Consider the following 17,273-nt stretch of genomic DNA (forward strand, 5'->3'; position numbering starts at 1 on the left):
CCCACCGGCCGGTCCGCCCCGGCGTCGCGGCCCGGCATTCCCGTGGACGCCGGGGCGGCCACCGAGCAGAGTGGGGTCATGCAGCGACACATGGCACTGGGCGGCGGCGAGTTCGCGCCCGAGACGGTCTATCTGAACTCGGCGTCCTGCGGGCTGCTGCCCGCGCGGAGCGCCGCCGCGCTGACCGCCGCCGTGGCGGAGTCGGCGTCGCACGGGACGATGGGGCGCGACTACCTCGGCACGGGCGCCCGGGTGCGCGGCGCCTTCGCCCGGCTGATGGGGGTGCCCGAGGAACGGGTGGCGCTGGGCAGTTCGGTCGCGGTGCAGTCGGCGTTCGTCGCGGGCTCGCTGCCGGCCGGCAGCGAAGTGCTGGTCGCCGAGGGGGACTTCAGCTCCCTGGTGAACCCGCTGGCGGCGCGCGCCGGATGCACGGTGCGGGTGGTGCCGCGGGAGGCGCTCGCCGACGCGGTGCGGCCCGGGACGGCGCTGGTCGCGGTGAGCGCGGTGCACGCGCTGGACGGCCGGATCGCCGACCTGGCCGCCATCCGGGACGCCGCCCGGGCGCACGGGGCGCTGACGTATGTCGACATCACACAGGCGGCGGGCTGGCTGCCGCTGCGGCTCACGGACTTCGACTACACGGTGTGCGGGGCGTTCAAGTGGCTGCTGTGCCCGCGCGGGACGACGTTCATGGTCTTCGGCGGGGAGCGGGGGGAGCCGGGCGGCCCGGGGTGGCCGGTGCCGGTGCACGCGGGGTGGGTCGCCGGGGAGGACCCGGGGGAGTCCAACTACGGTCCGATCGACCGGCCGGCGGCGACCGCCCGCCGCTACGACGAGCCGCACGCCCACTACTCCTACGTGGCCGCCGAGCACTCCCTCGGGCTGCTCGCGGAGCTGGGCGTGGACACCGTCCACGCCCACAACGTCGCGCTGGCGGAGCAGTACCGGGCCGGGCTGGAGGCCGCCGGCTTCACCCCGCGGGCCGCGCCCGGGTCCGCGATCGTCTCCACCCCGGGGCTGGCGGACGCCGAACCGCGGCTCGCTCAGGCCGGGGTGCGGGTCTCGGTCCGCGGCGGGCTGCTCCGGGCGGCGTTCCACCTCTACAACTCGACCGAGGACGTGAGCCGGGCGCTGTCCCTGTTGGTTCCGTGACGGGCGGTTCGGGTCCCCAGGGGAATACGGGGCGGGCATCGACCGCTGAGGTAATGGCCAAGGGTTCAGCTCGACAGCCGAGTTGACGAACCATGACAAACCGCTGAAAGGCCGTCAGTGACCACTGCGTTCGACCCCATGGAACTCGCCGGTATACCGCTCGCCAACCGCATCGTCATGGCGCCGATGACCCGCAACCGCGCCACCGCCGACGGTGTCCCCACCCCGTCCATGGTCGAGTACTACACCCAGCGGGCCTCGGCCGGCCTGATCATCACCGAGGCCACCCAGACCGAGGTGGTCGGCCGCGGCTACCCGCTCACCCCGGGGCTGCACACCGCGGACCAGGTCGCCGGCTGGCGCCGGGTCACCGACTCCGTCCACGCGGCCGGCGGCCGGATCTTCGCCCAGCTGTGGCACGGCGGCCGGATCGGCCACCCGGTGCTGCTGCCCGACGGGCTGGAGCCGGTCGGCCCGTCCGCGGTGAAGGCGGCGGGCCAGGGCTTCACCCAGGACGGCCCGACGGACTTCGTCACCCCGCGCGAGCTGACCGACGAGGAGATCCGCGCGACCGTCGACGGTTTCGCCGCCGCGGCCCGCAACGCCATCGAGGCCGGCTTCGACGGCGTGGAGATCCACGGCGCCAACGGCTATCTGGTCCACCAGTTCCTGGCCCCCAACGCCAACCGGCGCACCGACGCCTGGGGCGGCTCCGACGAGGCCCGCGCCCGGTTCGCCATCGAGGTGGTCCGGGCGGTCGCCGGCGCGGTCGGCGCGCACCGCACCGGTCTGCGGCTCTCGCCCGGCAACCCGTTCAACGACATCGACGAGCCCGAGCCCGAGGCCACCTACACCGCGCTGATCGAGGCCGTCGCCCCGCTGGGCCTGGCCTATCTGCACACCTGCGACGTGCACGACCTGGAGCTGCTGGCCCGGCTGCGGAAGCGGTTCGGCGGCACGTTCCTGCTCAACCCGGCCACCGAAGGCCGGCCCACCGGCCCCGAGGAGCTCCCGCTCGTCGAGCGCGGCGAGGCCGACCTGCTGGCGTACGGCGCGCTGTTCCTCGCCAACCCCGACCTGCCCCGCCGGCTGGCCGCCGGCGGCCCGTTCAACACCCCGGACCGGGACGGCTTCTACGGCGGCGACGACCGCGGCTATCTGGACTACCCCGCGCTGGACGACGAGAGCTGACGGAGCGTCGGCGGCGTCCGTCGCGACGCGGCGGCCGCCGCACCGCACCCCTGTGGTGCCGTGCGGCGGCCGCGCGCGGGGCCTCCCCGCTTCCCCGTCCGGTGCCGGAGCACCGGCCGTCCCCTATTTGACCGGAACGAACGGGGCGCGCGCCCCGATGTACTCCGGGCGCCGGACCGGGGCCGCGAACGGTTCCACCGCGGCGTTCTCCACGCTGTTGAAGACGATGAAGACGTTGCTGCGCGGGTACGGCGTGATGTTGTCGCCGGAGCCGTGCATGGCGTTGCAGTCGAACCAGGTCGCCGAGCCGGCCCGGCCGGTGAACAGGCGGATGCCGTGCCGGTCCGCCATCGTCGTCAGCGCCTCGTCCGACGGCGTCCCCGCGTCCTGCATCTGGAGCGACTTCTTGTAATTGTCCTTCGGGGTGGCGCCCTCGCACCCGACGAAGTACCGGTGCGACCCGGGCATGATCATCAGGCCGCCGTTGGTGTCGTAGTTCTCGGTCAGCGCGATCGAGACCGACACCGTGCGCATGCGCGGCAGCCCGTCCTCGGCGTGCCAGGTCTCGAAGTCCGAGTGCCAGTAGAAGCCGGAGGCACCGAACCCGGGCTTGACGTTGATCCGCGACTGGTGGACGTAGACGTCCGAGCCGAGGATCTGCCGGGCCCGGCCGACCACCCGGGGGTCGGCGACCAGTCTCGCGAACACCTCGCTGATCCGGTGGACTTCGAAGACCGAGCGGACGGCCTGCGACGTCGGCTCGACGATCGAGCGCGGGTCGGCGCGCATCGCCGGGTCGCCCACCAGCCGGTCCAGCTCGGCGCGGTACACCGCGACCTCGTCCGCGGCGAGCAGCTCCGGCAGCGCGAAGAAGCCGTCACGGTCGAAGTCGCTCAGCTCGGCAGCGGCGAAGGGCCCCTCGACTCCGGGCCGCGACCACACCACCGGGTCCTTCCGCGGGGTGATGACCTCGGAGGTCCCACGGGTCGGGTACAGGTCGGCGGTGCGCTCGGGTGCGGTGGTCATGGTGGTGCCTTCCTCTCCTCTCGTACGGAATCTCATGGCATCGCGGCGGCCCGCGGCGGTAGCGGTGCCGCTCAGTCCGCCTCGGGCTCGGTGAGCAGCGGGTAGACGCCGTTCTCGTCGTGGTCCTCACGACCGGTGACCGGCGGGTTGAAGACGCACAGGCAGCGGAAGTCCTCCTTGATCCGCATGGTGTGCTTCTCGTGCCCGTCGAGCAGGTACATCACGCCGGGCGTGATGAGGTGCTTCTCGCCGGTCTCGTCGTTGGTCAGCTCGGCGACGCCCTCGACGCAGACCACGGCCTCGATGTGGTTGGCGTACCACATGGACGTCTCGGTGCCGGCGTAGAGGACCGTCTCGTGGAGCGAGAAGCCGACCCGCTCCTTGGCGAGCACGATGCGCTTGCTCTCCCACGTGCCGGACTTGGCCTTGACGTGGCGGTCGGTGCCTTCGATCTCCTGGAACGAGCGGACGATCATGGTGCGTCGGATGCCTTTCTGTGGTTCGGCGGGGGATGTCGGCGCGGGGCCGCGGTCAGGCGCAGTCGCGGACCGCGCGGGCGAGGATCCGCAGGCCCTCGTCCAGTTCCTCGGGGGTGGTCGTCAGCGCGGGCAGCAGTTTGACGACCTCGCTCTGCGGGCCGGAGGTCTCGATCAGCAGACCCAGCTCGAAGGCGCGCCCCGCGATCTTGTTGGCGAGGCTCTTGTCGGTGCACTCCAGGCCCCACACCAGACCGCGGCCGCGGTACTCGGCGAAGGTGCCCGGGTGCTCCTCGGCGATGGCCTTCAGGTGCGCCTCGACGATCTCACCGCGGGCCAGCGTCTGCTTCTCCATCTGACCGTCGGCCCAGTACGTGTCCAGGGCGGCGGCCGCGGTGACGAACGCCGGGTTGTTGCCGCGGAAGGTGCCGTTGTGCTCGCCGGGCTCCCAGATGTCCAGCTCCGGCTTGAACAGCGTGAGCGCCATCGGCAGTCCGTAGCCGCTGATGGACTTGGAGACGGTGACGATGTCCGGCACGATGCCCGCCTCCTCGAAGGAGAAGAAGGCACCCGTACGGCCGCAGCCCATCTGGATGTCGTCGACGATCAGCAGCATGTCCTGGCGCTGGCACAGGGCGGCCAGGGCGCGCAGCCACTCGGTGCGGGCGACGTTGATCCCGCCCTCGCCCTGCACGGTCTCCACGATCACGGCCGCGGGCTTGTTCAGGCCCGAGCCCTGGTCCTCCAGCAGCCGCTCGAACCACAGGAAGTCCGGCGTCTGGCCGTCGAGGTAGTTGTCGAACGGCATCGGGGTGCCGTGCACCAGCGGGATGCCGGCGCCGGCCCGCTTCATGGAGTTGCCGGTGACCGCGAGGGCGCCCAGCGACATGCCGTGGAAGGCGTTGGTGAAGGACACGATCGACTCGCGGCCCTTGACCTTGCGGGCCAGCTTGAGCGCGGCCTCGACGGAGTTGGCGCCCGTCGGGCCCGGGAACATGACCTTGTAGGGCAGGTCGCGGGGCCGCAGGATGATGTTCTGGAACGACTCCAGGAAGGCCCGCTTGGCCGTGGTGGACATGTCCAGGCCGTGGGTGATGCCGTCCCGCTCGATGTAGTCGAGCAGGGCGCGTTTGAGGACGGCGTTGTTGTGCCCGTAGTTGAGCGAACCGGCACCGGCGAAGAAGTCCAGGTAGGTGTGGCCGTCCTCGTCGGTCAGGCGGCTGCCCTGGGCGCGGTCGAAGACGGTGGGCCAGCCACGGCAGTAGCTGCGCACCTCCGACTCGACGGTTTCGAAGACGCTCAGATCGGGCTGGGTGAGGGTCACAGCATGCTCCTGGGAGATGAGTGCGGGGAGGGAGAAGTCCGGGGGTGGCGCCGTGCGCGCGGCCAGGGTCAGCGTCTGCTGCCGGGCGGCGCCTCGAACGGGCCTATGAGGTGCAGGACCTCCGCCTCGTGGCCCTGCTCGGGGAAGAGCGCCGCGTCGAAGAGCACCTCGCGCTCGATCGGCACCGAGTGCCGCTCGGCGAAGGAGGCGAACAGCCGGTTGGAGGCGGTGTTGCCGGGCGAGATCGTGGTCTCCACGCGGCGGACGCCCAGTTCGTCGACGGCACGGGTGGTCAGCCCGTCCAGCAGGGCGGCGGCCAGGCCCCGCCCGCGGTGCGCCGCGTCGACGGCGACCTGCCAGACGACGAGGGTGTCCGGGCGGTCCGGGCGCAGATAGCCGGTGATGAACGCGGCCGGCTCGCCCGTCGCGTCGCGGGCGACGGCGGAGGTGGCGGCGAAGTCGCGGCACCACAGGAGGTAGCTGTAGGAGGAGTTCAGGTCCAGCGTCTTCGAGTCGCGGGCGATGCGCCAGATCGCGGCCCCGTCCTCCACCCGGGGGGTGTCGAGCTTGAAGCCCTCCGGTATTTCTCTGATTTCGCTTCGGGCACCGGCATGGTCTGCTTGTGCGGCGGTCATGGAAATTAAATTTACCGAGGCGAAAAGCAAATTGCATCGCGGGCAGGGGTTACGTGAGAACCTGATCTGTGTTATCACGCGGGGGCGCACGAGCGCGCGAACCGGTTGCAAAGTGTCATGGTTTGGTCCGATAGTTCGGGGCGAAACGGACACGCTGTGTAATCAGTCACAGCTTCGTAACGCTCCCGCGAAGTGCCTGAATTATGAGACTCGGTACTAGCGAAATCTTGGCGTTTGAGCTTGGGGAAAGCGGGCATAAGAATACGGGAAGCTGCTCTTCTGAGGAATAGGGAATTCGCCGGTAGAAGGCGTTCCAGGCGCTTCCTCAAAAGTCGTGCGAGAAGTTCCGTCAAGCGCTTCAGGCGAGATGGTGGAAGCCCCGCGGTTCGGTGTGTCCCGGGCGTGCCGCGGGTTTTCGGAAAACCGCCCGGAGCATGGCCGGCGCGGGCCCTTCGCACACCGTGGCCGCCGGCTCGGGCCCCCGCATACAGTGCGTGCATGACGTCCATGAGTGAAGGTGCGGTGCTGCACCTCAAGGGGAGGGTCCTCGTCGGGCCGGACGACGTCCGCGACGAGCTGTGGGTCATCGACGGCCGGGTCAGCTTCGAGCGGCCGGCCCTGGCACGCGATGCCAGGACCGTGACCGGCTGGGCGCTGCCGGGCCTGGTCGACGCCCACTGCCACGTCGGACTGGACGCGCACGGGCCGGTGGACGCCGCCACCAGCGAGAAGCAGGCGCTCACCGACCGGGACGCCGGCACCCTCCTGATCCGGGACGCCGGCTCGCCCTCGGACACCCGCTGGATCGACGACCGTCCCGACCTGCCGCGGATCATCCGCGCCGGCCGGCACATCGCCCGCACCAGGCGCTACATCCGCAACTACGCGCACGAGATCGAGCCGGCCGACCTGGTCGCCTACGTCGCCCGGGAGGCACGGCGCGGCGACGGCTGGGTCAAGCTCGTCGGCGACTGGATCGACCGCTCCACCGGCGACCTGGCCGCCTGCTGGCCGCCCGGCGAGGTGGCCGCCGCCATCGCCGAGGCGCACCGGCTCGGCGCCCGGGTCACCGCCCACTGCTTCGCCGAGGAGTCCCTCGCCCCGCTGGTCGAGGCCGGCATCGACTGCATCGAGCACGCCACCGGACTGACCGAGGACACCATCCCGCTCTTCGCCGAGCGCCAGGTCGCGATCGTCCCCACGCTGGTCAACATCGCGACCTTCCCGCAGCTCGCGGCCGGCGGCGAGACGAAGTTCCCGCGCTGGGCGGACCACATGCGCCGGCTGCACGCCCGGCGCTACGACACCGTGCGGGCCGCCTACGACGCCGGCGTCCCGATCTTCGCCGGCACCGACGCCGGCGGCTCGCTGCCGCACGGCCTGGTCGCCGACGAGGTCGCCGAGCTGATGAAGGCGGGGCTGCCCGTCGAGGCCGCCCTCTCGGCGACGACCTGGGGCGCCCGGGAGTGGCTCGGCCGCCCCGGGCTCACCGAGGGCGCCTCCGCGGACCTGGTCGTCTACGAGGCCGACCCGCGGGCCGACGTCCGGGTGCTGGCGGCGCCGCGCCTGGTGGTGCTGCGCGGCCGGGTCGTGGGCTGAGCGGCCTTCGGCACCCCGCCCGGCGGGCCGTGCCGGGCCCCCGCGGCCCGGTGCGGCTGTGGCGGGGGAGGCCCGCCGAGGCGGAGGAGCCGGGAGAAATCGAATGAATGCGCGAAAATGACCCATTGGAGTGAACTGACCTCGCGTGGCTAACCGTTCACCCTCCGTGCGTACACGATGTGCGAGTCGATGCCGTCGGCCCGCGTGATGTCCCCCATTGGCGCGGTCGGCGGCGCCATCTCTCCTGTGGGGGTTCCACACCCGTGTCCACCCGTTCCACCACATTCGCCGGCTCCACCGGCTCCACCGGCACCACCGGGCGGATCGGCGCCGTGCTGGCCGCCGCCGTCCTGACGGCCGGTCCCGCCGTCGCCCTCGCCGCCGCGCCCGCCGCGTACGCCACCGGCGACGACGCCCGTGGCCACGGCACCTCGGGGGCGGTGGTGCTGCGCACCGCCCTGGACGTCAACCTGCTCGACAAGAGCCTGAACGTCCCCGTCCGGGCCGTCCTCGACGAGGTCCACGCCCCGGCCTCGGCCGACAAGACCGCGCTCACCGTCCGGCTGGACGGCATCGACGGCGGCCGGCCGGTCAGCCTGCTGCGGGCCGACGTCGCCACCGCCCGGGCCACCGCCGACGGGCGGACCGCCGAGGGCCACGCCCACCTCGTCCGCGCCAAGGTCCAGCTCCCCGGCCTGCCGGCGCTGCCGCTGGCCGAGGTCCAGCAGGTCACCGCCCGCGCCGTCTGCACGGCAGGACAGCGCCCCCGGGCCGAGTCCCAGGTGCTGGGCGACGTCGTGGTGCTGGGCAAGCGGGTCGCGCTCCGTGCCGGCGGGACCACCGAGGTCGACGTGCCCGGCGTCGGCGACGTCCGGCTCGACCTGTCGCAGAAGAGCACCACCTCGGCGAGCGCCGCCGCCACCGCGCTCCAACTCCGGGTCTCCGTCAACCCGTTGAAGCTCAACGTCGCGGAGGTGCACGGCCAGGTCACGCTGGCCCAGGCCACCTGCACCACCCCGCACGGCACCCCGGACCAGCCCGGCACCCCGGCGCACCCCGGTCAGCCCCACGAGCCGGGCACCGGCACCCAGGCGCACACCGGGGGCGGCGCCCGCCCGGCCACCGAGAACCTCGCCGAGACCGGCGGCAGCGCCGCCACCCCGTACCTCGTCGGCGGCGCGGTTCTGTTGGTCGCCGGCGGCGCCGGCGCGATGGTCTACACCCGCCGCCGGAGCGCCGCGCCGGACGGGCGCGGCTGACGGACCCTCCCCTCGCCCGCACGGCGGGGGAGGCATCCCCAGCGCATCGGTGCCGTGGGGGGCGCCGGGCGCTGGTGGGGACGGGTGCGCCGCGCGGGCCCGCGCGGCGCACCCCGCCCGCTCTACCGGGCCGGCTCGCCGAGCACGTCCGCCAGGGCGGCCACGAACCGGTCGGTGGTCGCCCGGTCCCGGACGGCCAACCGGAGCCAGTCCGGGCCCAGTCCGGGGAAGGTGTCGCCGCGGCGCACCGCGAACCCGCGGGCCCGCAGCCCGGCCCGGACCGCCGTCGCCCCGGGCAGCCGCACCAGCACGAACGGCCCCGCCGCCGGACCGGCCACCGCCACCGCGGGGAACCCGGCCAGCCGGGCCAGCAGATGGGCCCGGTCCGCGGCGATCCCCTCGGCCGCCGCGGCCGCCTCGGCCAGCGCCGCCGGCGCACAACACGCCTCGGCGGCGGCCAGCGCCGGACTGGAGACCGGCCACAGCGGCTGGGCCCGCTCCAGCGCCGCCACGGTCCCCTCGTCGGCCAGCACATAGCCGACCCGCAGACCGGCCAGCCCCCAGGTCTTGGTGAGACTGCGCAGCACCACCAGCCCCGGCAGCTCGCCCACCCGTCCCGCCAGGGACTCCCGCTCCCCGGGCACCGCGTCCATGAACGCCTCGTCCACCACCAGGGTGCGGCCGGGCCGCGCCAGAGCGGCCACCACACCCGCCAGATGCAGCACCGAGGTGGGATTGGTGGGATTGCCGACGACGACCAGGTCCGCGTCGTCCGGCACCGCCGCCGGATCCAGCCGGAAGCCGTCCCGCTCCGCCAGCAGCACCCGCCCGACCTCGTACCCGGCGTCCCGCAGCGCCGCCTCCGGCTCGGTGAACTGCGGATGCACCACCACCGGCCGGCGGGCCCGCAGCGCCCGCGCCACCAGCACGAACGCCTCGGCGGCGCCGGCCGTCAGCAGCACCTGCCGCACCGGCAGCCGGTGCCGCGCGGCGACCGCCCGGCGGGCCGCCCGGCCGTCCGGGTACGCGGCCAGCCCGTCCAGCGACGCGGCGATCCGCTCCTTCAGCCAGGCCGGGGGCGTGCCCGCGCGGACGTTGACCGCCAGGTCCGTCAGATCCGCCGGATCCGTGCCGCGCACCTCGGCGTCGCCGTGGTGCCGCAGATCCACCTCCCCGGAGTCGGGCCCGCTGTGCGCCGGGGACGCAGACGACAAAGTCGGCCCGGTCACGCCTGGCCCCCCGTGGCGCTCAGCGCGGTGTCGGACAGCGGGCCGGTCGCCGGCCGGGCGTCCCCCGCCGCCGCCCGGCCGTGCCCCGCCGCCTCGTCCGCCACCGTCGCCCGGTAGCGCTCCATGATCACCGCGGCGAGTTCCGGCGCCGCGCCGATCGGCTCCGCGGCCAGCACCTCGGCTCCCGGGTGCGCCGCCGCCCAGCCCTCGGTCTGCATCCGCAGCCGCTCCAGCAGGTCACCGGCGAAGAAGAAGAACGGCAGGACCACGATCCGCCCCGGACCCCAGGTGCCCGGCGCCGCCGCGGCCAGCGCCCGGCACCGGTCCAGCCCGGCCGGCACGTCCGGCGCCGCCAGGGTGACGAACGCGGTCTCCACGCCCGCGAAGCCGCGGCCCTCCCACAACAGTCGGGCGGCCCGGACCACTTCGGCATTGGCGTAGGGATCGGCCGCGCCCCGGCCCACCAGCAGCACCGTGGTGCGGGCCCGGTCCGCGGGCCGCCGCGCGCCGCCGCCCAGCGCCTCGTCCAGCCGCCGCTCCAGCACCTCCAGCAGCCGGGGGTGCGGCCCCAGCTCGGGCAGGCACACCGAGTCGAGACCGGGGTGCGTCGCGACCGCCCGCGCCACCGCCTCCGGCAGCGACTCCCGTATCGGCCCGGTGGGCGCCATCAGCAGCGGCACCACGATCAGCCGGGTCGCGCCCCGCGCGGCCAGCTCCTCGACCGCGCCGGACAGCGGCAGCGGCGACGCCGCGGCGCCGAAGAAGCCGCCGGCGACCGGCACTTCGGGGTGCCGTTCGGCGAGCGTGCGCACCAGTGCGCGCAGGGCGCCGGCCGCCCCTTCGTGACGGGTGCCGTGACCGGCGATGAGCAGTGCGGGACGGGTGGTCACAACGTCTCCTTGGTGCCAGGGGCTTCGCTGTCGGGGCGGTGGCCGCCGCCCTCCGCCGCCCACCGGTCCACGCCGGATGGGGAGCGCGGCGTCGGCCGCTCCGGTGGAGCCGGTGCGTCGGGGGAGGGGACGATGACGATAGCGGGACCCGCCGTGGGCATGTCGGCCGCGCCCGCCGTACCGGAGGTAATGGCGGGAATGTCCCGGGAGTTCGGGGCGGCGGGGGCCGCCAGGGCGCAGGTCGCCGCGGCCGGCCGGCCCACCGGCGCCGACACCCGCTTGCCGACGACCAGCCGGGCCCCGGGCCCCGCGGCCAGCAGCGCGGCCGCCTCGGCGACGCTCGGCGTACCGGCCACCGCCCGGACCGCGGCGGACGGCGCCGGGACCGGCACCGCCGCCAGCTCCGCCGCCGGGAACGACCACAGCGGAACCCCGAGTTCCCGTGCCGCGGCCACCAGCCCCGGCTCGGCCGCCTTGGCGTCGACGGTGGCCAGCCCGGCCAGCCCGGCCAGCCCGGCCAGCCCGCCCGGCGCCCGGCCCGCCGCCGCCAGCGCCGCCCCGATCAGCTCCAGCACCTCCGCCGCCGGCACCCCGCGCCGGGCCCCCACCCCCGCGACCAGCACGCCGCCCGGCCGCCGCGGGACCGCGGCCGCGCCGCTCATGCCGCGACGGCTCCCCGCCCGAGCGCCACCGGGGCGCCGGTCACCCCGGCGACCTCGGCGCTCACCGGGCGCCGTCCGCGGCCGGCGCCGCGACCCGGGCCGCGGACGCCACCAGCCGCCCGGCCAGGGCCGGTTCCGCCGCCCAGTGCACATGCAGATACGAGGCGTGCACCCCGCCGGAGACGAAGCCCTCCACGCCGCGCCGGGGGTGCGTCACGCCCCACGCCGGGGACGCCCCCGCGCCCGGCTCCAGCACCGTCCGGTGGAACTCGTGGCCCCGCACCCGGGTCCCGGCCGCCGCCAGCGCGTTGTCGGTCAGCGCCACCGCCTCCCGGTAGCCGAGGGTCAGCCGCTCGGTCATCCGGCCGTCGGCGGGCAGCACCCCGCACATCGGCTTCCCGTCGAGCGAGCGGGAGAGATAGAGCAACCCGGCGCACTCCGCGGCGACCGGCGCCCCGGACGCGGCCAGGTCGGCCACCGCGGCCCGCAGCGGCGCGTTCGCCGACAGCTCCGGCGCGTACATCTCCGGAAAGCCGCCGCCGATCACCAACCCCCGGGTGCCGGGCGGCAGTTGCTCGTCCCGCAGCGGGTCGAACGGCACCACCTCGGCGCCCGCCGCGGTCAGCAGCTCGGCGTGCTCGGCGTACGAGAAGGTGAACGCGGGGCCGCCGGCCACCGCGACCACCGGCCGGTCGGCGCCCACGGCGGGCGCCGACACCGCCCGGGCCGGGTCCCACGGCCGGTCCGGCAGCTCCGGCACCGAGCGCGCCAGCGCCAGCAGCGCCTCCAGGTCGCAGCCCTCGCGCACCCGCGCGGCCAGCGCCCGCACCGAGTCCAGGGCCTCGGCACGCCGCTCGGCGACCGGCACCAGCCCCAGGTGCCGGGACGGCGTACGGGCCTGCTCGGTACGGCGCAGCGCCCCGAGCACCGGCACCCCGGAGGAGCCCATGGCGTCCCGCAGCAGCTCCTCGTGCCGGTCCGAACCGACCTTGTTGAGGATCACCCCGGCCAGCCGCACCTCCGGGTCCCACGACGCGAAGCCGTGCACCAGCGCCGCCACCGACCGGGACTGCGAGGAGGCGTCCACCACCAGCACCACCGGCGCCCGCAGCACCTTCGCCACCTGCGCGGTCGAGGACAGCTCGCCCATCCCTGACGCCCCGTCGAACAGCCCCATCACGCCCTCGACCAGCGCCAGGTCGGCGCCCGCCGCCCCGTGCAGGAACAGCGGCGCGATCTGTTGCAGGCCGCACAGGTAGGCGTCCAGGTTGCGGCCGGGCCGGCCGGTGGCCAGCGAGTGGTACCCCGGATCGATGTAGTCCGGCCCCACCTTGTGCGGCGACACCGCAAGGCCCGCCTCGGCGAACGCCGCCATCAGGCCGGTGGCCACCGTCGTCTTCCCGGCACCCGAGGACGGCGCGGCGATCACCAGCCGGGGCACGGCACCGCCGCTCATGACGAACTCACCATTCGATGCCCCGCTGGCCCTTCTGGCCCGCGTCCATCGGGTGCTTGACCTTCGTCATGTCCGTCACCAGGTCCGCGAAGTCCAGCAGTGCCTCGGGCGCGTCCCGCCCGGTGATGACGACGTGCTGCGCACCGGGCCGCTCGCGCAGCACCGACACCACCTCGTCGACGTCCACCCAGCCCCACTTCATCGGGTAGGCGAACTCGTCCAGCACCAGCAGCCGGTAGGTCTCGGCCGCCAGGTCCCGCTTGACCTGCTCCCAACCCTCCCGGGCCGCCTCCTCGTTGCTGAACTGGGAGTCGCGCTGCACCCAGGACCAGCCCTCGCCCATCTTGTGCCAGTCGACGGTGCCGCCCTCCCCGGTGGCGCCCAGCACCTTCAGCGCCCGCTCCTCGCCGACCTTCCACTTCGCCGACTTCACGAACTGGAACACCCCGACCGGCCAGCCCTGGTTCCAGGCCCGGAGCGCCAGCCCGAAGGCGGCGGTGGACTTGCCCTTGCCCCGGCCCGTGTGGACCAGGACCAGCGGGCGGTTGCGGCGCTGGCGGGTGGTGAGCCCGTCGTCCGGTACGACGGACGGCTGTCCCTGCGGCATTACGCGGCCTTCTCCCTGTTGACGTGATCGTGATCCCGGTCCCGGCCGGCACTGCTGCCGCCGCGGACGGGCCTGCCCTGCACGGTCCGTACGAGCGCGGAGACGCTGTCCGCGCGCAGCTCGTCGAGGGTGACGGCGGTGCCGCCGAGCTCCCGGGCCAGCTCCCCGGCCAGCCCCAGCCGCACCGGCCCCGCCTCGCAGTCCACCACCACCGACGCGACGCCCCCGCCGGCCAGCAGCCCCGCCGCCCGGTGCGCCCGCCCCAGCGGGTCCGGGCCGCCGGTCGCCCGGCCGTCGGTGACCACCACCAGCAGCGGGCGGCGCGACGGATCCCGCATCCGCTCCACCCGCAGCACCTCATGGGCCCGCAGCAGCCCCTCCGACAGCGGCGTCCGGCCGCCGGTCGGCAGCTGCGCCAGCCGCGCCGCACCCGCCTCGACCGACGACGTCGGCGGCAGCGCCAACTCGGCACCGGAACCCCGGAAGGTGATCATCCCGATCTTGTCCCGCCGCTGGTACGCGTCGAGCAGCAGCGACAGCACCGCCCCCTTGACGGCGCCCATCCGCTTCCGCGCCGCCATCGACCCGGACGCGTCCACCACGAACAGCACGAGGTTGCCCTCGCGCCCCTCGCGCACCGCCTCCCGCAGGTCGTCCCGGCGCACCACCAGCCCCGGGCCGCGCCGCCCGCGGGTCCACTGGTGCGGCGCCGCGGCCTGCACGGTCGCCGCCAGGTGCAGCTTGCCCAGGGCCCCTTGGGGCCGGCGCGCCCCGGTCGTCCGGCCGTGCGCGGTGCGCGCCCGGGACCGTCGGCCGTCCGCGCCCTCGCCCAGCCCCGGCACGTCCAGCCGCCGGGTCCGGAACGGCTCGGTGGCGCCCACCGCGGCCTGCTCCCGGCCCGGCCCGGAGGCCGCCGGCTCGCCCGCCGGCTCCCGCTCCGGCTCCTCCGCCCGCGCCGGACGCTCCGGCTCCGGCTGCCGCGGCATCTGCGGGCCCGGCGCGTCCGCCGGCTGCTCCCGGGGCCCGCCGTCCTGCGGCGGCAGCCCGCCGGGACCGCCACCGGGACCGCCGTCCGGTCCGCCGTCCGGGCCGTCGGGGCCGCTGTCCGGGCCCTCCGGCTCCGGATCGTCGTCGCCGTCCATCCCGCCGGACTCCTCCAGCACCTGGTCGAGCTTGTCCTCGTCGAGCCCCGGAGCGTCGAAGGGATTGCGCCGCCGCCGGTGCGGCAGCGCCAGCAGCGCCGCCTGCCGGACGTCCTCCGGCCGCACCTCGGTCCGCCCGTCCCAGGCCGCCAGCGCGGTCGCCGTGCGGGCCATCACGATGTCCGCCCGCATCCCGTCCACCTCGAACGCCGCGCAGGTCGCCGCGATCTGCCGCAGCGCCGCGTCGCCGAGCCGCACCCGCGGCAGCAACTCCCGCGCCAGCGCGATCCGTTCCCGCAGCTGGCGCTCCTCGTCCGCCCAGCGCGCCGCGAAGCCCGCCGGGTCGTCGTCGTAGGCCAGCCGGCGGCGGACCACCGCCACCCGCTGCTCCGGGTCCCGGGACGCCGCGACCTCCACGGTCAGCCCGAACCGGTCCAGCAACTGCGGTCGCAGCTCGCCCTCCTCGGGGTTCATCGTCCCGACGAGCAGGAACCGGGCGGCGTGCCGCACGGAGACGCCCTCCCGCTCCACATAGGAGGCGCCCATGGCGGCGGCGTCCAGCAAGAGGTCCACCAGGTGGTCGTGGAGCAGGTTGACCTCGTCCACGTAGAGGACGCCGCGGTGCGCGTCGGCCAGCAGGCCCGGCTCGAACGCCTTCACGCCCTCGGACAGGGCCCGTTCGATGTCCAGCGCGCCGACCAGCCGGTCCTCGGACGCGCCCACCGGCAGCTCGACCATCCGCGTCGGTCGCTGCTCGGCGTCGGCCGCGCCGTGCGGACCGTCCGGGCAGGCGGGGTCCGCCGCGCCCGGCGCACACGAGAAGCGGCAGCCGGCGACCACGTCCACGGCCGGCATCAGCTCCGCCAGCCCGCGCACCATCGTCGACTTCGCGGTGCCCTTCTCACCCCGGACGAGCACCCCGCCGATCGCCGGCGAGATCGCGTTCAGCAGGAGTCCCAGGCGCATGTCGTCCATGCCGACGACCGCCGTGAACGGGTACTGCCGGGTCGGGTTCTGCGTCGTTGTCATGCCCTGTCGTCCTCCACGTCGCCGGCCGGCTCCTGTCGTGTCCCCTGGATCGTGCTCACGGCGCCCCCGGAGGAACGAACGGCAGCCCCTCCGGCACCCCCTCCTCGATCAGCCGCAGCAGCGCCTTGGTGTCCGCATGCTCCTCGATCAGATCGCCCAGCCGGTCCAGCTGCTCCTCGCGCAGCGCGCCGAAGCGGGTGTCCGGCGCCGGCACGAACCGGCGGCCGGCCGCCCGGGCAACCTCCCGCAGGAACGCCCGCCGGAAGCCGTCGCTCTCCAGGGAGCCGTGCCAGTGCGTGCCCCACACGGCCCCCGCCCGGCAGCCGTCCAGGCTGTTTCCCCGGCCGTCGGAGAAGAACCCCTCGCCGCCGGCCACTTCGGCGACGCCGTGGTGGATCTCGTACCCCTCCACCGGCTCGCCCAGCGCTTCGCCGGACGGTCGGGCGAGCGTCTTCTCCACCGCGAACCGGACCCGGACCGGCAGCAGTCCCAGCCCGTCCACGGTGCCCGCCCGCGACTCGACCTCGTCCTCGATGCGCTCGCCGAGCATCTGGAACCCGCCGCAGATGCCCAGCACCGGGCGGCCCTCCGCGGCCCGCCGGACCACCGCGTCCGCCAGCCCGCGCTCCCGCAGCCAGGCCAGCGCGCGGACCGTGCCGCGGGTCCCCGGCAGCACCACCAGGTCCGCGTCGGCCAGCTCCTCCGGCCGGTCCACGAACCGCACCACCACGCCCGGTTCGGCCGCCAGCGCGTCCACGTCGGTGAAGTTGGACATCAGCGGCACCGCGCACACCGCGACCCGGAGGATGTCCTCGCCGGCCGGCGGCGCCACCACCGACTCGCGGACCGCGCCGCGCAGCGACACCCTCAGTCCGTCCTCCTCGTCGATGCCGAGCCCGTGCGCGAACGGCAGGACGCCGTAGGTGCGCCGGCCGGTGAGCCCGCGCAGCATCTCCAGCCCCGGCTCCAGCAGCGTCACATCGCCGCGGAACTTGTTGACGAGGTAGCCGGCGACCAGCGCCTGGTCCTCCTCCGACAGCAGCGCGGTGGTGCCGAAGAACGAGGCGAAGACCCCGCCCCGGTCGATGTCGCCGACCACCACCACCGGGATCCGTGCCGCCCGGGCGATGCCCATGTTGACGATGTCGGTCCGCCGCAGGTTGATCTCGGCGGGGCTGCCGGCGCCCTCGCAGATCACCGCGTCGTGGGTGCGCCGCAGCTCCGCCAGGCAGTCCGTCACGGTGCCCAGCAACTGCTCCTGCCGCCCCGCGTGGTAGCCGCGCGCGCTCAGCTCGCCCACCGGCTTCCCCAGCAGCACCACCTGGCTGCTGCGGTCGCCGCCCGGCTTGAGCAGCACCGGGTTCATCAGCGCGGTCGGCTCGACCCGGGCCGCGGCCGCCTGCATCGCCTGCGCCCGGCCGATCTCCGCGCCCTCCCGGGTCACGAACGAGTTCAGCGACATGTTCTGCGCCTTGAAGGGCGCCACCGAGACGCCCTGCCGGACCAGCCAACGACAGATGCCGGCGGTCACCACGCTCTTGCCGGCGTCGGACGTCGTCCCGGCCACCAGCAGCCCGCCGCCCACGGCCCCGCCGG

15 protein-coding genes are annotated in these 17,273 nt (G+C 74.9%); 4 read left to right on the plus strand and 11 right to left on the minus strand.

The window, feature by feature from the left end:
- Positions 1–78: 78 nt before the first annotated feature.
- Together SNOUR_RS29605 and SNOUR_RS29610 are read left to right on the plus strand one after the other, a co-directional pair.
- On the plus strand, positions 79–1,152 hold the full coding sequence (locus tag SNOUR_RS29605) for an aminotransferase class V-fold PLP-dependent enzyme (protein ID WP_067352977.1): 1,074 nt from the start codon (positions 79–81) through the stop codon (positions 1,150–1,152).
- 117 nt (positions 1,153–1,269) lie between these two features.
- Positions 1,270–2,343, plus strand: coding sequence for an alkene reductase (locus tag SNOUR_RS29610; RefSeq protein ID WP_067352979.1), 1,074 nt, complete (start codon positions 1,270–1,272; stop codon positions 2,341–2,343).
- A gap of 123 nt (positions 2,344–2,466) precedes the next feature.
- Here the strand turns inward: SNOUR_RS29610 and thpD are convergent, their stop codons facing one another.
- The 4 genes from thpD to ectA form a co-directional block, all read right to left on the minus strand.
- Positions 2,467–3,369: an ectoine hydroxylase gene (gene thpD / locus SNOUR_RS29615; RefSeq protein ID WP_067352981.1), complete on the minus strand. Its 903-nt coding sequence runs from the start codon at positions 3,367–3,369 to the stop codon at positions 2,467–2,469.
- A 71-nt stretch (positions 3,370–3,440) separates the two neighbouring features.
- Positions 3,441–3,845, minus strand: a complete 405-nt coding sequence (locus SNOUR_RS29620) for an ectoine synthase (RefSeq protein WP_067352988.1) — start codon at positions 3,843–3,845, stop codon at positions 3,441–3,443.
- A 55-nt stretch (positions 3,846–3,900) separates the two neighbouring features.
- A complete protein-coding gene (ectB, locus tag SNOUR_RS29625) occupies positions 3,901–5,169 on the minus strand; it encodes a diaminobutyrate--2-oxoglutarate transaminase (RefSeq protein WP_067352991.1) in 1,269 nt (422 codons plus the stop codon).
- A 68-nt stretch (positions 5,170–5,237) separates the two neighbouring features.
- Positions 5,238–5,804, minus strand: a complete 567-nt coding sequence (gene ectA / locus SNOUR_RS29630; protein ID WP_174717912.1) for a diaminobutyrate acetyltransferase — start codon at positions 5,802–5,804, stop codon at positions 5,238–5,240.
- A 507-nt stretch (positions 5,805–6,311) separates the two neighbouring features.
- Here ectA and SNOUR_RS29635 point away from each other — a divergent pair.
- Together SNOUR_RS29635 and SNOUR_RS29640 are read left to right on the plus strand one after the other, a co-directional pair.
- On the plus strand, positions 6,312–7,403 hold the full coding sequence (locus SNOUR_RS29635) for an amidohydrolase family protein (protein WP_174717983.1): 1,092 nt from the start codon (positions 6,312–6,314) through the stop codon (positions 7,401–7,403).
- A gap of 263 nt (positions 7,404–7,666) precedes the next feature.
- The gene (locus tag SNOUR_RS29640; RefSeq protein WP_079142954.1) at positions 7,667–8,662 is read left to right on the plus strand and encodes an SCO1860 family LAETG-anchored protein; all 996 of its coding nucleotides are present in this window, start codon (positions 7,667–7,669) and stop codon (positions 8,660–8,662) included.
- 122 nt (positions 8,663–8,784) lie between these two features.
- On the opposite strand, the gene cobC is transcribed toward SNOUR_RS29640, so the two are convergent.
- The 7 genes from cobC to SNOUR_RS29675 form a co-directional block, all read right to left on the minus strand.
- On the minus strand, positions 8,785–9,891 hold the full coding sequence (gene cobC, locus SNOUR_RS29645; protein ID WP_067352996.1) for an Rv2231c family histidinol phosphate aminotransferase CobC: 1,107 nt from the start codon (positions 9,889–9,891) through the stop codon (positions 8,785–8,787).
- Positions 9,888–10,781 (minus strand): sirohydrochlorin chelatase, encoded by an 894-nt coding sequence (locus tag SNOUR_RS29650; RefSeq protein WP_067352999.1) that lies wholly within the window; start codon positions 10,779–10,781, stop codon positions 9,888–9,890. Before SNOUR_RS29650 ends, cobC begins: the two co-directional genes overlap by 4 nt.
- On the minus strand, positions 10,778–11,443 hold the full coding sequence (locus SNOUR_RS49290; RefSeq protein ID WP_067353002.1) for a cobalamin biosynthesis protein: 666 nt from the start codon (positions 11,441–11,443) through the stop codon (positions 10,778–10,780). The genes SNOUR_RS29650 and SNOUR_RS49290 overlap by 4 nt, the downstream gene beginning before the upstream one ends.
- A 61-nt stretch (positions 11,444–11,504) precedes the next feature.
- Positions 11,505–12,899 carry a cobyrinic acid a,c-diamide synthase CobB gene (locus SNOUR_RS29660; protein ID WP_067353009.1) on the minus strand — a complete coding sequence of 465 codons (1,395 nt, stop codon included), beginning with the start codon at positions 12,897–12,899 and terminating at the stop codon, positions 11,505–11,507.
- Positions 12,900–12,906: 7 nt separating this feature from the next.
- Complete coding sequence (gene cobO, locus SNOUR_RS29665; RefSeq protein WP_067353012.1) at positions 12,907–13,506, minus strand: cob(I)yrinic acid a,c-diamide adenosyltransferase; 600 nt, start codon at positions 13,504–13,506, stop codon at positions 12,907–12,909.
- Positions 13,506–15,677 carry a putative cobaltochelatase gene (locus tag SNOUR_RS29670; protein WP_067353014.1) on the minus strand — a complete coding sequence of 724 codons (2,172 nt, stop codon included), beginning with the start codon at positions 15,675–15,677 and terminating at the stop codon, positions 13,506–13,508. Before SNOUR_RS29670 ends, cobO begins: the two co-directional genes overlap by 1 nt.
- 55 nt (positions 15,678–15,732) lie before the next feature.
- A complete protein-coding gene (locus SNOUR_RS29675) occupies positions 15,733–17,262 on the minus strand; it encodes a cobyric acid synthase (RefSeq protein ID WP_067353017.1) in 1,530 nt (509 codons plus the stop codon).
- Positions 17,263–17,273: the final 11 nt, after the last annotated feature.

The organism is Streptomyces noursei ATCC 11455 (assembly GCF_001704275.1).
In the GTDB taxonomy this organism is placed as follows: domain Bacteria; phylum Actinomycetota; class Actinomycetes; order Streptomycetales; family Streptomycetaceae; genus Streptomyces; species Streptomyces noursei.